The sequence below is a fragment of the Campylobacter concisus genome (assembly GCF_003048615.2).
Taxonomy (GTDB): Bacteria; Campylobacterota; Campylobacteria; order Campylobacterales; family Campylobacteraceae; genus Campylobacter_A; species Campylobacter_A concisus_C.
On sequence record NZ_CP049263.1, the window covers coordinates 410,463 to 425,801 of the forward strand.

General features: G+C 38.9%; 14 protein-coding genes. 11 read left to right on the forward strand and 3 right to left on the reverse strand.

Annotated features, from left to right (window positions below; genetic code table 11):
- The first annotated feature begins 13 nt into the window (after positions 1-13).
- Entirely contained in the window at positions 14-1,822 is a 1,809-nt protein-coding gene (locus CVS89_RS02145) for a P-loop NTPase fold protein (RefSeq protein WP_107848153.1), read from the forward strand.
- On the opposite strand, the gene polA is transcribed toward CVS89_RS02145, so the two are convergent.
- Positions 1,814-4,450 (reverse strand): DNA polymerase I, encoded by a 2,637-nt coding sequence (gene polA / locus CVS89_RS02150; protein ID WP_107848154.1) that lies wholly within the window; start codon positions 4,448-4,450, stop codon positions 1,814-1,816. The two genes, CVS89_RS02145 and polA, sit on opposite strands and share 9 nt — an antisense overlap.
- Before the next feature lie 119 nt (positions 4,451-4,569).
- Here polA and CVS89_RS02155 point away from each other — a divergent pair, with 119 nt between their 5' ends.
- The 10 genes from CVS89_RS02155 (at position 4,570) to ttdB (ending at position 13,378) form a co-directional block, all read left to right on the forward strand.
- The gene (locus CVS89_RS02155) at positions 4,570-5,613 is read left to right on the forward strand and encodes a glycosyltransferase family 4 protein (RefSeq protein WP_107848162.1); all 1,044 of its coding nucleotides are present in this window, start codon (positions 4,570-4,572) and stop codon (positions 5,611-5,613) included.
- Positions 5,610-6,554, forward strand: coding sequence for a lipopolysaccharide heptosyltransferase II (gene waaF / locus CVS89_RS02160; protein WP_103572151.1), 945 nt, complete (start codon positions 5,610-5,612; stop codon positions 6,552-6,554). Before CVS89_RS02155 ends, waaF begins: the two co-directional genes overlap by 4 nt.
- A 131-nt stretch (positions 6,555-6,685) precedes the next feature.
- Complete coding sequence (gene larA / locus CVS89_RS02165) at positions 6,686-7,936, forward strand: nickel-dependent lactate racemase (protein WP_103634865.1); 1,251 nt, start codon at positions 6,686-6,688, stop codon at positions 7,934-7,936.
- 2 nt (positions 7,937-7,938) lie between these two features.
- A complete protein-coding gene (larC, locus tag CVS89_RS02170) occupies positions 7,939-9,129 on the forward strand; it encodes a nickel pincer cofactor biosynthesis protein LarC (protein ID WP_103634864.1) in 1,191 nt (396 codons plus the stop codon).
- Entirely contained in the window at positions 9,101-9,874 is a 774-nt protein-coding gene (gene larE / locus CVS89_RS02175; RefSeq protein ID WP_107892586.1) for an ATP-dependent sacrificial sulfur transferase LarE, read from the forward strand. The genes larC and larE overlap by 29 nt, the downstream gene beginning before the upstream one ends.
- Positions 9,871-10,617, forward strand: a complete 747-nt coding sequence (gene larB / locus CVS89_RS02180; RefSeq protein WP_103601088.1) for a nickel pincer cofactor biosynthesis protein LarB — start codon at positions 9,871-9,873, stop codon at positions 10,615-10,617. The genes larE and larB overlap by 4 nt, the downstream gene beginning before the upstream one ends.
- Positions 10,618-10,668: 51 nt before the next feature.
- Positions 10,669-11,085, forward strand: a complete 417-nt coding sequence (locus CVS89_RS02185) for a DUF2809 domain-containing protein (protein ID WP_196376816.1) — start codon at positions 10,669-10,671, stop codon at positions 11,083-11,085.
- 81 nt (positions 11,086-11,166) lie between these two features.
- A complete protein-coding gene (locus CVS89_RS02190; RefSeq protein WP_103574851.1) occupies positions 11,167-11,691 on the forward strand; it encodes a lysozyme inhibitor LprI family protein in 525 nt (174 codons plus the stop codon).
- A gap of 179 nt (positions 11,692-11,870) precedes the next feature.
- Positions 11,871-12,770, forward strand: a complete 900-nt coding sequence (gene ttdA / locus CVS89_RS02195; protein WP_107848523.1) for a L(+)-tartrate dehydratase subunit alpha — start codon at positions 11,871-11,873, stop codon at positions 12,768-12,770.
- Complete coding sequence (gene ttdB / locus CVS89_RS02200; protein ID WP_107848522.1) at positions 12,767-13,378, forward strand: L(+)-tartrate dehydratase subunit beta; 612 nt, start codon at positions 12,767-12,769, stop codon at positions 13,376-13,378. The genes ttdA and ttdB overlap by 4 nt, the downstream gene beginning before the upstream one ends.
- A gap of 50 nt (positions 13,379-13,428) precedes the next feature.
- On the opposite strand, the gene CVS89_RS02205 is transcribed toward ttdB, so the two are convergent.
- Positions 13,429-14,088 (reverse strand): GntR family transcriptional regulator, encoded by a 660-nt coding sequence (locus tag CVS89_RS02205; protein ID WP_107848521.1) that lies wholly within the window; start codon positions 14,086-14,088, stop codon positions 13,429-13,431.
- Between the two features lie 72 nt (positions 14,089-14,160).
- Entirely contained in the window at positions 14,161-15,138 is a 978-nt protein-coding gene (locus CVS89_RS02210; protein ID WP_107848520.1) for an asparaginase, read from the reverse strand.
- Between the last annotated feature and the right edge of the window lie 201 nt (positions 15,139-15,339).

The window sequence follows — 15,339 nt, forward strand, 5'->3', positions numbered from 1 at the left end:
GCAAAGGTTTGCTATGAATAGCTCAAAAGTAGATATTGAAAAAAGACTAGAAGAAATACTAAAACGTAAAGTTGGCACATGCATTGTTCTAGATGGTGAATGGGGCGTAGGGAAAACAACTTTTTGGAAAAATTTTTCTGATGCAAAATTTAATGAAAAATCTGTTTATGTCTCCTTGTTCGGTAAGGAAAGCATCCAAGAAATAAAGCAAGAGATAAGTTTAAGATTTTATCAAAAGAATAAAATTTTATCAAAGATATTAGAAAAATGTAAAAAGTTTAATCCTACAGGTTTTTTTAGTTTCTTTACAAAAAGATTTGTCGATAACAAAATTGCAGAATTTAGTTTAATTATGCTGGATCTCCTGTACACGGATAAGTACAAAGACGCAATAATTTGTTTTGATGACTTCGAAAGAATCTCTGATAAATTAAATTTAAAAGATATTCTAGGGCTGATTTCAGAATATAAAGAGCAACAAAATTGTCATATAGTAATGATTTTAAATAGATCAAAAATGACCACCTTTGTCAAAAATAATCAAAATGAGTGCGGTGGAGATATTGAAGATCAAGAGTCTGGAAACAATATTCAAGAAGATAACAGCAAAATGGAACTAGAAAAAATTTTATCAGAACACAAAGATAAAATTATGGATTATGAATTTTATTATAATCCAACTCCTGAAGAATCTTTTAGTATTGTTTCAGGTGAGTTAGTTGGAAATTACCAAGAAGTGGCACGACAATATTTTAAAAAACATGAGATAAATAATATTAGGGTAATTAGACGAGCTATAAATGCTTTAAATGATTATCATAAATATTTAGAGAATGTAGAAGAAAATCATAAAAAAACAAAGGATTGTATTTTGATGTTTATTTTGGGAATATCTGTTATAAACTCTATGAATTCTCTAAGTAAGCTTGAGCAATTCTTTGGTATAAGAAATTTTTATGGTGAATTGGAAGACATATATGGCTTGTTTAAAAACAAAGGATATCTCAGTAATGTAGATGCATTAATATTCTCTAAAGATGTAGACTATCATCAATTAAGTTTAAATATATTTTCTTATGTAAAAAGATCGATTATAGATGCTGATGAATTTAAGAAAATAGTTGGGAGGCTAATAGAGAGGGAGCAATTTGAAGAAGTAAAAAATAGCATTATAAATGAATACTTTAATGGTATATATGATTTGCAATACAAAAATTCTGACTTTACAAATAAACTTTTTGGTTATTTAGAAGAAAATAAGGAAAGAATATTAGATATAGTAGAATTTGATTCTTTTTTATTGTATATAGAAAAACTAGGAGAATTTGACGAAAAGCATAAAGAAAAATATCATAAATTTGCTATCGAAGTATTACTAAAACATTTAAAATCTATATTTGATAATAAACAATATGAATATTTTGATACAGAGATTATCAATAAAATGAATGGTTTTGATGACCAAATTAAAGATTTATACAATAAACTTATGTATGAAAAAGAGTTTTTTAAAATATCTACTGCAGAAGGTATAATAGAAAATATTCTCAAGAGTAAGAGTCCAATACCAGAAGTATTGTCATCTAAAATAAAGAGTGAAGACTTAGAAAAATATTGCTATGCGAATAAAGATTTTGTATATAGTGCAGTAAAATTTTTACGTCCTGATAGGCATCCGGAAGCCAATGAGCTTAAAAATAAAATCCTAGAGGTGTTTAATAAGATATCAAAAAATGGAAATGAAAGCCAAAAACTACAAATGACTTTATTACTTGAGTTTTTAGAAAAAGAAAAGGGTAAGCCAAGCATGGAGTTACTTTAACTCACCCCAGTTTTTGGCGATATTTAGCGATGTTTTAAGTGGCACGTTTAGCGTGTAAATTTCCTCCATCGTCTTTTGCGTCGCCCTGCCAAATTCCTGCGCAAACTCGTCTTTTACTTCAAAGATCAGCTCGTCATGTATCTGAAGCAACATTTTTGCGTTCTCATCTAAATTTGCTCTAACTTTTACCATCGCCATCTTAACTAGATCTGCCGCTGAGCCTTGAAAGACCGTATTTACCGCTTCGCGCTCAAACATGGCTATTTGCATAGGTGTAGCACTTTTAAAGTCAAAGTAGCGCTTTCTGCCAAGTAGTGTCTGCACAAAGCCATCGTTTTTGGCTGAAATTTTTATGCTCTCTAAAAACTCTTTGATCGTCGCAAACGCCTTAAAATAGCGCTCTATATACTCTTTTGCCTCAGCTCTTGTGATATTTACTTGATTTGCTAGTTTGCTTGAGCCCATGCCGTAAATGAGACCAAAATTTATACTCTTTGCCACGGCTCTATTTTGCCTGTCGCTGCTACCAAATATGCTAATAGCCGTCCTTGCGTGGATATCCTCGTCATTTTTAAACGCCTCAAGCAGCGCAGGATCACGGCTAAAGTGAGCTAGCAGTCTAAGCTCGATCTGACTGTAGTCAAGCCCCACAAAGCTATATCCCTCGCGCGCCTCAAAGCACTCTCTGACGTCCTTTGCGAGGCTGCCACGAGCTGGGATATTTTGTAAATTTGGATTTTTACTTGAAAGCCTGCCAGTACTCGTGCCAGTTTGCAAAAAGCTCGTGTAAATTCGTGAGCCCTCATCCTTTTTCGCAAGTGCTAAAAGTGGCTCGCAGTAGGTGCTTTGCAGTTTGTAAAGCTCTCTGTAAGCCAAAATTTTCTCTATCACTGGATGGGCGTCCGTAAGCTCAGCTAGCACGCTCTCATCGGTGCTATATCCTGTTTTTGTCTTCTTTTTGGTAGGGAGTTTTAAGTGCTCAAAAAGTATGACGCCAAGCTGTTTTACGGAGTTTATGTTGAAATTTTCGCCGCTTAGCTCGTAAATTTCACTTGTTAGCGCCTTTAGTTTGGTGTCGTTTTCAAGGATGAGCTTTTGCATCTTAGCTTCATTTATCTTGATGCCGTTTTGCTCCATGTCAAAGAGTGTGAGGATAAAAGGAAACTCGTGTGTATCGGCAAGGGTTAGTAAATTTTTATCAAGTGTGTTTAAAAAAGTTTTATAAAATTTAAGCGTTATCCAAGCGTCCTCGCTCGCGTATTTAGCGGCATTTTCTAGTGGCACATCGCCAAAAGTCTGTCCCTTTTTGACCACATCTTCAAATTTGATCGTGTCGTAGTCATAAAGCCTCTTTGCTAGCGCGTCCATGCCGACACTTGAGTTTGGATCGCTAAGCCAAGCAAGTATCATCGTGTCTTTGAAATTTGCTGGAGGATTAAGACCAAGGTTGTTTTTCACGATCTCAAAGTCATATTTTAAATTTTGTCCGATCACGCAACCTTTATAAATTTGCCCTACCGCCCAAGTGGCAAATTTTAGGTCGATTTGCTTTGGCGCGCCTAGGTAGTTGTGAGCCACTGGCACGTAGTAGGCGTCCTCGTCGTTAAAGCAAAAGCTAAAACCAACGATCTTTGCGCTCTTGCTATCAACGCCCGTGGTCTCGGTGTCAAAGGCGACGATGGTCTCTGGTGTGACGCTAGAGAGTAGCTTTTCAATGCTTGCCTCATCAAGTAGTAAATTTGCTCTAAAGCCAAGCTTAAATTCAGCATTTTCCTCTTTTTGCAAGCTCTTAAGAAGCCTGTTTAGATCGTATTCTTTTAAAATTTCTGAGATATTTATCAAAGGATTTTGCTCTGGAAATTTAGAGTGCTCTAGATCAAGCGAAGTGATCGCGTCATCAAAGAGTGTCGCTAGCTTTTTGCTCAAAAATGCCTCGTCTCTTGCGGCTGCTAGCATATTTTTGGTGCGCTCGTTTCTAAGAAGGGCTAAATTTTCATAAATTCCCTCTAAGCTGCCATACTCGGCTAAAAGCTTCTTAGCTCCCACTGCGCCGATACCTTTGACGCCTGGGATGTTATCTGAGCTGTCGCCAGCGATGGCTAAAAAGTCCCTCACCTGAGCTGGATAGACGCCATATTTTTCAAAGCAGCTAGCGCTATCGTGATCGATCTTGCTTTGTGGGCTGTAGATGCTTACTTTGCCGTCCTCTATGAGCTGGTAAAGGTCCTTATCATGCGTGACTATTCGCACAAATATATCTTTATCTTTGCAAATTTTAACCGCACTTGCGATGATGTCATCAGCCTCGTAGCCCTCGCGGCTAAGGCTATAAAGTCCCATTTTTTCTATCATATCTATACAAACTGGCAGCTGCTCTTTTAGCTGAGCTGGCGGCTCGCTCCTGTTTGCCTTGTATTCGCCCAAAATTTCATGGCGCAGGGTCTTGCCCTTGCTATCAAGTGCGAAGATGAGGTAGTCGCTTTGGTACTCATCTTTTAGGCTCGCTATGAAATTTGCAAAGCCGCTTATCATGCCACTTGGTTTGCCCTCCCTGTTTTTAAGCCCGCTCATAGCGTAGTAAAGCCTAAAAAAGAAGCCAAAAGTATCAATAATCGTAAGTGTTTTCATTCTCTATCCTTTTGCGCCATTTTATGAAATTTAGGCAAAAAATAGGCTGATTTATAAAAATTTTTGATATTATGGCAAAGAACACAAGTAAATTTACAAAAACAAAAAGCTTTGAGGTTATGAAAAAAATAGTTTTTTTACGTATCAATCCAAATGCAGTCGGCGGTGCTGAGCGCTATCTAAGAAGGCTTGCTAAAGCCTTAAAAGACGTGGGCATAGAAACATCTGTGCGATCGTATCTAGGTGAAACTAGTGTCTCATCATGGAAAAAAGCCTTGAGATTTAACGCGCAAGTAAGACGTCAAAAACAAAGTGATGAGCTATATTTTAGTTTAGAGCGGGTGAGCTGCGCGGATATTTATAGAGCAGGGGATGGAGTACATAAAATTTATCGTGCAACAAAGCCTTTTTGGTGGGTAAATCCTCTAAATTTCGTCTATCCGTATTTAGAAAAACGTTGCTTTAAAAACTCTAAAAAGATCATCGCCAACTCAAACTACGTAAGAGAGCAAATCATCTTGGCTTATGGTATCGATGAGTCGAAGATCGTTACTATTTATAACGGCATAAATTTGCCGCAAAAAGTAGAAAAAGGTGAGGCAAAACTTAGTGTTTGTGAGGAATTTGGACTTGATTATAGCCTGCCGATCTTGCTTTTTGTGGGAAATGGCTTTAAAAGAAAGGGCGTAAAAGATTTTTTACGTTTAGTCTCGAAGCTAAAAACACCTGTGAATGCTTTAATAGTTGGCAAAGATAAAAACATAAACTCATATAAAAGATTTGCAAAAAAGCTAAAAATAAAAGCCTTTTTTGTGGGTGAGCAAAAAACAACTGCTAAATTTTATGAAGCGAGCGATATTTTTATATTTCCAACACATTATGAGCCATTTTCAAATGTTGTTTTGGAAGCACTTAGCTTTAAAAATATCGTCTTTACAACTGCGCAAAATGGAGCATCTGAAATTTTAGAAAGACGTTTTGTGATGAGTGAGCCAGGCGATGAGAGCGTGCTGGGGCTGATAGATGAGATACTAAATAGTCATGAGATGTTGCAGGAGCTACAAGAAAAGTCATTTTTGCTGTCACAAAAATTTAGCATCGAAGAAAATGCAAGCAAAACGCTCGAAGTTATAAATGAAGTGCTAAATTTGGAGCAAAAGTGAGAGTTTTTATTGAGCTTCCGACCTGGCTTGGCGATGCTGTGATGGCAAGTGCGGCGGTTGAAAATTTAAGTGGTAAAGCAGATAGTATTGTATTTTTTGGCTCTTACGCAGCTTGTGAGCTTTATAAAGCAAATCCAAAGTGTGAAAAAGTAGTCGTTGATGATAGCAAAAAACAAGGTTTTAGATATCTAAACCTAATAAAAACGGCCCGTTTGCTTGGCAAATTTGATCTTGCTATTAGCTTTAGAAGCTCACTTGCTAGTAAATTTTTGTTATTTTGCTTAAAATCAAAGCAGAAATTTTGCTTTAAAAAGAGTAGTGAGAGTTTGCATCAGGTGCAAAAGTACATAAATTTTATACAGCAAAGCTTGCATTTGAAAGAGATTTCAAATGAGCTAAAAATTTACTATGAAGCTAAAAAGAGCGAGCAAAAACTACTAGTACTAAATCCAGGAGCTAGCTATGGAAGTGCCAAAAGATGGTATCCGCAGTATTTTGCGCAGGTTGCGCTACACTTTAAAGATGAGTTTAGTGTAAAGATAACTGGCTCAAAAGCGGAGCTAGAAATTTGCGATGAGATCGAGCAGATGCTTGCACAAAATGGTGTAGAATGTGAAAATTTAGCTGGAAAAACTGACATAAAAAAACTTTGCGAAGTCATAGGATCTATAAAAAATGGCATCTTTTTAACAAATGACAGCGGTCCTATGCACATTGCAGCTGCTTATAAAGTGCCGCTTGTGGCGCTTTTTGGACCGACTAAATTTAAAGAGACTAGCCCTTGGCAAGATCAAGATGCAAAAATCGTTCGTCTAAATTTAGAATGCATGCCCTGTATGAAGCGAGTTTGTCCTATAAAAACGCACGCATGCATGAAAGAACTCACTCCAAAAATGGTCATTAATGAGATAGATTTTCTAAGAGCAAATTTGGGATTTTAACTTTTAGTCCCAAAGTACGCTATATACGAAAAATAGCACAAAAAATATAACTCCTCTAAATATATTTAAAAGAAAGATTGAGATAAAATCCTAAAAGCAAATAACTAATAGTTAAATTTAAGGAGAGAAGCATGCAAATCCCTATCGCTTATGGTAAAGATGACCATATAAATTTAAAAATAGACGAAAAAAATCTGCTTGGTGTTTTTGATCCAAACAAGGTCGCTAAATTTGACGAAGCAGTGCTTATCGCAAAGGCTTTAGCAAATCCGATAAATCAAAAGAGCTTTGATGAGTTTATCGCTGGCGATGAAAAGATCGTTATCATCGTAAATGACGGCACAAGACCTACGCCAACTGCTAAAATTTTAAAGCAAATTTACCCAAAGCTTCGCGATAAAAATAAAATTTTCATCATCGCCACTGGCTGTCACAGAGAGGGCACGCTAGATGAATATAACATGATATTTTCTAAAGAAATTTACCCAGAGATCAGAGCTAAAAACGAGGTTCACGACCACGACTCAAAGCACGATGAGATGGTCTTTTTAGGCGAGAGCAAAAACGGTACGCAGATGTATTTAAACAAGATCGTGGCTGAAGCTAAAAAAGTGATCGTCATAGGTTCAGTCGAACCCCACTATTTCGCAGGCTACACCGGCGGTAGAAAGGCCTTTTTGCCAGGCACTGCCTCATACGAAAGCATCACGCAAAACCACAAACTAGCACTTAGTCCTGACGCTCAGGCGCTGCGCCTTGAGGGCAACCCTGTGCATGAAGATATGATCGATGCGATGAAAGTTCTTTCAAATATCGACGTATTTTCTATACAAACCGTGCTTGATAGCGAGCACGGCGTCTATTATGCGAGTGCTGGCGATCTGAACGATAGCTTTTATGACTGCGTAAAAAAGGCCGATGAGGTATTTTGCGTAAATATCCCACAAAAGGCTGACATCGTGATCTCTGTGGCACCATATCCTATGGATGTCGATCTTTATCAGGCGCAAAAAGCCCTAGATAACGGCAAACTAGCGCTTGCAAAGGATGGAATTTTAATAATGGTCGCAAAATGCCGCACAGGCATTGGCCCAAAACCTTTCTTTGATCTTATGGCATCTGCCGATACGCCGAAAAAAGTGCTAGAAAAGATAAATTCTGGCTTTAAACTTGGCTATCACAAGGCTGCAAAAATGGCTGAAATTTCGCTCTGGGCGCAGACTTGGGCTGTGACTGATCTAAGCGATGATGAGATGAAAGCTGTGCATCTAAAGCCGTATCGCGACCTACAAAAGGCTGTAGATGAGGCGCTAGCGCAAAAAGGCAAGGACGCAAAAATAATCATCTTGCCATTTGGCTCTATGACTGTGCCTAAGGTGTGAGTTTGGCTAAAATTTTATACTATGACGCAAGCTCTGGCATTAGTGGCGATATGAATTTAGCCGCTCTTGTCGGGCTTGGAGTGGATTTTAGCTATCTTTGCTCTGAGCTAGAGAAGCTAAATTTGAGCGGAGAATTTTACTTAGAGCAAAAAAACGTAGTAAAAAACGGCATCGCTGCGACCAAAATCGACGTCGTGCTACTAAAATCGCAGCCTCACGCTAGAAGCTACGCTGATATCAAGCAAATTTTGGCTAGCTCAAATTTGAGCGAGATTTGCAAGAAAAAGGCCGCTGCGATATTTCACGTGATCGCTCAGGCTGAAGCAAAGGTGCATGCAGTTAGTATAGATGAGGTGCATTTTCACGAGGTTGGAGCGCTTGATAGTATAGTAGATGTCGTTGGAGCGGCGATCTGCTTTGAGTATTTATCAGAAAATTTTGGCATTACCAAAGTCGTCAGCTCAAAAATCGAGCTTGGCGGCGGCGTAGTAAAGTGTGACCACGGCTATCTTAATGTCCCAGCGCCAGCGGTTTGTGAAATTTTAAAAGATGTGCCAGTTAGTCTTGGGCGAGCAAATTTTGAGATGACCACGCCAACAGGTGCTGCGATACTAAAAGCATGCGCAGATGAGTTTGTGGGTGAGATAAATTTCAAAATAGAAAAAGTAGCTTACGGAGCTGGCGAAAAAAATGCTCCAAATTTTGCAAATGCCCTTCGCGCGATGATCTGCGATGTGGATGAGAGCCAAAATTTAGTGCAAAAAATGATATCTACAAACATAGACGATATGGACGCAGAAAGCTTTGCCTTTGCATGTGAAATTTTACGTGAAAATGGCGCTCTAGACGTCTTTAGCCACTCTATATATATGAAAAAAGGACGCATCGGTTTTGAGCTAAGCGTCTTGTGCAAAAGTGAAGATGCGAAAAAGCTAAAAGAGCTTATATTTACGCATACGACGGCCATTGGCGTTCGTGAGATAGATGTCGTAAAAACCGAGCTAAAGCGAAAATTTGTAAGTGTTGAGACTAAATTTGGCGATATAAGACTAAAAATTTCAGGCGAGGATGAAAAGGCAAAGCCTGAATTTGACGAGTGTAAAAGCGCTGCACTTGCACATAAAACATCGATATTTCAGGTAAAAAAAGAAATTTTTAAAAAGTATGACGAAATTAGAAATTCTAAAAAATGATATAAAAAAGCTAGGAAATTTAGCCGTTGCATTTAGCGGCGGCGTGGATAGCTCACTACTGCTAAAGGTTGCTGCGGACGTGCTTGGCGAAAATGTGCTAGCACTCACGGTAAAATCGCCCTATATGTCTTTGCGCGAGATAGATGAGGCGGTAGAATTTGCTAAATTTTATGGCATCAGGCACGAGGTATTTGAGGTAGGCATCGCTGATGAGATAAAGCTCAATCCGCAAAATCGCTGTTATCTTTGCAAAAAAGCAGTTTTTTCAAGGCTTCTTGCTCGTGTAAAAGAGCTTGGATTTACAAATTTGGCTGACGGCACAAACAAAGACGATCTTGGCGAATATCGCCCAGGTTTAAAGGCAAAAGAGGAGCTTGGTGTGCTTTCGCCTCTAATAAATTTACGCAAATTTGAGATACGCGAGCTCTCACGTGAGCTAAATTTAGCAACAGCAGACAAGCCAAGCTACGCATGCTTGCTAACTCGTTTGCCGCATGAAAAAGAGATAAGTGTGAGCGATCTAAATTTAGTAGAGGCGGCTGAAAATTTACTGATAAAAAGCGGCTACGCAAATGTGCGAGCAAGGCTTGATGATAAAAAAATGAAACTGCAAATGCCGTTTTCTAGCATGCAAAGCTTTTTAGACGACGTGAAATTTAAGTCTATCGTTAAGGAGCTAGTTGCACTTGGCGCGGCAGAGGTGACGCTTGATCTAAAGGGGCTTAGAGAGGATGTTTTGGCATGAGCGAGGCTGAAATTTTAGAATTTATCGCCAGTATAAAAAATGGCAAGATGAGCGAGCAAGATGCGCTAAAGTATCTAAAAAACTATCCATTTAATGACATCGGATGTGCTAAGATCGACACTCAGCGTGCTTTACGAAATGGTACTGGTGAGGTGATATATGGGGCAAATAAAACAGATGATGAAATTTTGCAAATTGCTAGTGCGATCGGCGAAAAAAATGAAAATATTCTAATCACAAGAACAAATGAGAATGTTTTTGAACGCATACGTGAGATCTTTCCGCAGGCAGATTTTAATGCTCGTGGCAGGGTGATTAGCGTCAAATTTAAAGAACTAGCACCCACAAAAAGCTACATCTCGATAGTCTCTGCCGGAACTGCCGATGGTGCAGTCGTGGAGGAGGCCTATGAGACGGCAAAATTCTTAGGCAACGATGTGAGAAAATTTACCGATGTTGGTGTGGCAGGACTACATAGGCTGGTCGCAAAGCTCGATGAGATACGTGGTGCAAAGGTCGTCATCGCCGTTGCTGGTATGGAGGGCGCGCTAGCTAGCGTGTTAGCAGGCCTTGTAAGCTCTCTAGTGATCGCAGTGCCTACCAGCGTGGGATATGGGGCAAATTTTGGCGGAGTTGCGGCACTGCTAGCCATGCTAAATAGCTGTGCAAACGGCGTCAGCGTCGTAAATATCGACAACGGATACGGTGCTGCGTATAACGCTAGCCTGATAAATCATCTATAAATTTATGCTTGCGTAGCGGCGGATAAATGAGCTAAATTTAAGGAAAAAACGTTGCAAGAGATAAATTTAGGCGATCAAATAAAAACGCAAAGACAAAGCGTACGAACAAGACTAGCCTTTTTAGTCGCGGCTGGCGTGATCTTGGCGGTCGAAATTTACATCGCAGTTTGCGTAAAGGGCGGCTTCGTGCGCCATTATCTGGGCGATGTTTTGGCGGTTATCTTGCTTTACGCGTTTGTGAGAGCTATATTTAGCGCGCCGCCATCAAATTTAGCGCTTAAAATTTTTGCCTTTGCGGCAGCTTTGGAACTTGTGCAGTATTTTGGCGTCGTGCAAATTCTAGGCGTAGAAAATAAAATTTTAAAAGTAATAATCGGCGGAACGTTTGATCTTACCGATCTACTCTGCTACGCGGCTGGCTGTATTATAAATTATATGCTATTAGAAAAGCACCAAACCATATTTTAAGCAAAATCCTCATTGTGTGAAAATTGACTTTTTATAACAAAATTTTATACAATCGTTATACAAAATTTATAAGGAGATAAGATGAAAAAACTACTTACAGTGGTGTTATTTTTAAACATAGCATTGTATGGGCAAACCGAACTTACAATCGCAACAAAAGAGTGTTTAAAAAAGGCAAGTAATACGCAAGATATTGAGGAATGCATAAGTGCAAATCAGCCAAAAACAGAGGTACAAGAAATAATAGAAAATTTAAAGAAAAAAACACCAGCTTGTAAAGGAATTAGTACATTAGATATGGAGGAGTGTGCGTCAATAGAGGAAAAGGTTTATGATGAAATTTTAAATAAAGAATATAAAGAAGCAATGAATGGTTTAAAAGTACAAAAAATTAAAAATAATCTAAAAGATGCTCAACGTAAATGGATAGCATATAGAGATGCTAAGTGTATCGCAGAACATCCTCTACCTATGTACAATAATACTGAAACTCTTGGACATTCATATTGTCTTATAAACACCATTAAACAAAGAGCAGAAGAGTTAGCAAATATAGTAGAAAATTTAGAATACTACAACCGATTTACTTTTTTAGACAAAGAGTAAAAATAAATATTTTAATTACATAGAGAAAAGGAGCTATTGTCTCTCTTAAATATCTAAATAAGCTAATTAGATTTATGAAAATGCATTAAAATTATTAGATTATAAATTGTACTCCATAAAATAAATAGCTTTTTGATAAAATTTTATATAACTTGCTTGTTAAGGCTTAAGGAGTTGAAATGGATAAACAAAAAGCTGTGCAAAAGATGACTGAGGTCATGGCGAAATTCGTCGGCTACACGGGCAAAGTGCTGCCTGATGACGTGACTGCGAAGCTACTTGAGCTTAGCGAGCGTGAGACGCAGCCGCTGGCAAAGGAGATCTATAAAACGATGTTTGAAAACCAGCGCCTTGCAAAGGAGTTAAACCGCCCGTCCTGTCAGGATACTGGAGTGATCCAGTTTTTTGTAAGATGTGGCGCAAATTTTCCGCTTATCGGCGAGCTTGAAGAGCTACTGCGAGAAGCAGTACTACAGGCTACTCGTGAAGCTCCGCTGCGCCATAACAGCGTCGAGACATTTGACGAGTATAACACAGGCAAAAATGTCGGCAAGGGCACGCCGAGCGTGTTTTGGGAGATCGTGCCAAATAGCAGTGAGTGCGAGATACACACCTATATGGCAGGTGGTGGCTGCAGCCTGCCTGGCAAAGCGACCGTTTTGATGCCTGGCATGGGCTATGAGGGCGTCGTTAAATTCGTCATGGATATAATGACCAGCTACGGCATAAACGCCTGTCCGCCGCTACTAGTGGGTGTTGGCGTGGGCACTTCGATCGACGTGGCATCTTTGCTTTCTAAAAAGGCGCTTATGAGGCCTTTGGGCTCTAAAAATCAAAACGAACGAGCCGCACTAACCGAAAAATTGCTAGAAGATGGCATAAATAAAATCGGCCTTGGCCCACAAGGCATGAGCGGTGCAAGCTCTGTGATGGGCGTGCATATAGAAAACTGCGCCCGCCATCCAAGCGTAATCGCCGTTGCTGTAAATGTGGGGTGTTGGTCGCACCGCAAAGGGCACATCGTTTGGTATGCGGATCTAAATTTCGACGTAAAATCGCATAAGGAGTTCGCGCTATGAGTAAGAAAATTTTAACCACGCCAATAAGCGCCGAGGATCTTTTAAATATCAAAATCGGCGACGTGATCTATCTAACTGGACACATCGTCACTTGCCGCGACGTGCCGCATAGACGCGTAGTAGAGGAGGGTAAGGAGCTGCCACTAGATATCAAAGGTGGTGCGATCTTGCACGCAGGGCCGATCATCAGAAAAACTGGCGAAAAAAGTTTTGAGATGGTCTCAGTAGGACCTACAACTAGCATGAGAATGGAGAAATTTGAGCGAGAATTCATCGCAAAAACTGGCGTTCGTCTCATTGTGGGCAAAGGCGGTATGGGTGAGGGCACGATGAGTGGTTGCAGGGAGTTTGGCGCTATTCACTGCGTATTTCCAGCAGGCTGTGCGGTGGTGGCCGCAACGCAGGTTGAAGAGATAGAGAGTGCCGACTGGATGGAGCTTGGCATGCCAGAGACTCTTTGGAAGTGCCGCGTCAAGGAGTTTGGCCCGTTAATAGTCTCGATAGATGCGCATGGAAACAATCTTTTTGAGCAAAATAAGGTCAAATTTAACGAGAAAAAGGACGAGGCATTAGCTGAAATTTTACCGCAGGTAGGGTTTATAAAGTAGATAAATTTAGGCTTGATAGCTTATAAATGCGCTTTAAAATTTACGTTAATTTAAAGAGCATTATTTATCGCTGCTTCTAAAATCTCTCTAGTTTTTGCTGTGTGCTCGGCACTAAGTTCTACTAGTTTTTCTAAATCTTTATTTTTGTAAGCTTCAAGTATTTCTCTATGCTCGGTATTTGATAGCTCGATATGCTCTTTTTTATACATCAAAGATATTGAAACATAAGGGATGGCTGATGATATTAAATTTTCTACGATAGCAAATGTTCTGCCACCTGTCTCACTCTCCCAAAAACACCTATGAAATTCACTATTTAATATCGCCCACTCATTTAAATCTTTGCATTGTTCTATCTTTTTTTGAATGTTTGATGCTTTTTTATAACATTCATCGCTATATTTGCTAAATCCATCTCTTATTAGCTTGGATTCTAGTAAAATTCTTAAATCATAAATTTCTTTGGCATCTTTATAGCAAAGTCCTTTGACGATCGCACCTTTATAAGAGTCAAAGCTTATCAGCCCTTCTGTGGTAAGAATTTTTAAAGCTTCTCTTACTGGTGTTTGACTGACATTAAATTTTTTTGAAATTTCATTTTGTGTAAGCCTAGTTCCGGACTTTATTTTGCCATTTAGTATCTCTTGGCTTAGGCTGTGGACGATAAATTCTGTTGTGGTCATGGGGCGGCCTGAACTGCTATATGTCATTTACGTAGATCTCCCTTTTTTTGAGAATATTATACATAAAAATGACATATTGGTAGTCTAGGCACTAAAGATCTAAAAATTTTCAAATTCGTTCTTTATCTCTTTTAATGAGATTTTATTGGCTAGCAAAATTATTAAGAGCAATCTTGCTTTAACTGCCGGTAGCCATCCTGACATTATACATTTGTTATTTTGCAGGTCTATCTCTGAGCCTTTATATCCGTAGGTTTTTGTAGCGCACATTCCACTGCCAGTTTTAGACGAGACTATGACTGGTATTTTTAGTTTTTCTATCTCATCCATCATATCAAACGAGACGTGACCTGCGCCAAAGCCGTCTATAACCATGCCTTCAAATTTAGACTCGCCTATAAGTTTGATAATTGAGCCGTCATTGTCCAGATAGCTTTGAACAATGGCTATTTTTGGAAGAGGCTTGTCTGGTAATGGGTAAATTTTTCTCTTTACGGCACAAGTTATATATTTAGCCTCTCTTTCGACCACCATCCCCTGAACTCCGGCGTTTACAGATATGAAAGTTTGTAATGAGAAAGTGTTGCTTTTATGCACCCATTTAGCACTATGAATGGTATCGTTTAGTACTACTAGGACGCCTCTATTTCTACTCTCATCATCAAGTGCTGTAATGACAGAAGCATATATATTTCCAGCTCCGTCAGCACTAATATCATCAGCATTTCTCATAGCCCCAGTCATTACCAGTGGAGCTTCCTCATCCCATATTAAATTTAAAAAAAATGAGCTCTCCTCTAAAGTATCGGTTCCTTGCGTTATCACGACACCCTTTGCACCATTTTTTATTTGTTCTTTTGCCCATTTGTAAACTGAGATTATGTCGTTTAGTTTCAAACTACCACTCGGTAAAGCCAGGATGGTTTGAGCATGTATTGTAGCCATATCTTTTAATACAGGAACTGCTGCGATCAAATCATCAGCACTAAAACTAGGCTTTACGCCACCTTTTTTACCTCCTGCGCTCATGCATATAGTTCCACCCAATGCACCGATTGAAATCTTAGGTTTTGACATTTTTTCTCCTTTCTCCTTTATGTTTACAAAATTGTACCACTTTTTTAAAGATATATCAAATATTATATATAATATATTAAAAAAGACGCTATAATGCTATAAAAAATTTATTATGAAAGGAGAGAAAAAGATGTTAGTTGCTGCACAATGTATTATGGTATTAACACTGCTATTGATGATAAGTGGTAAAACTCCACTATA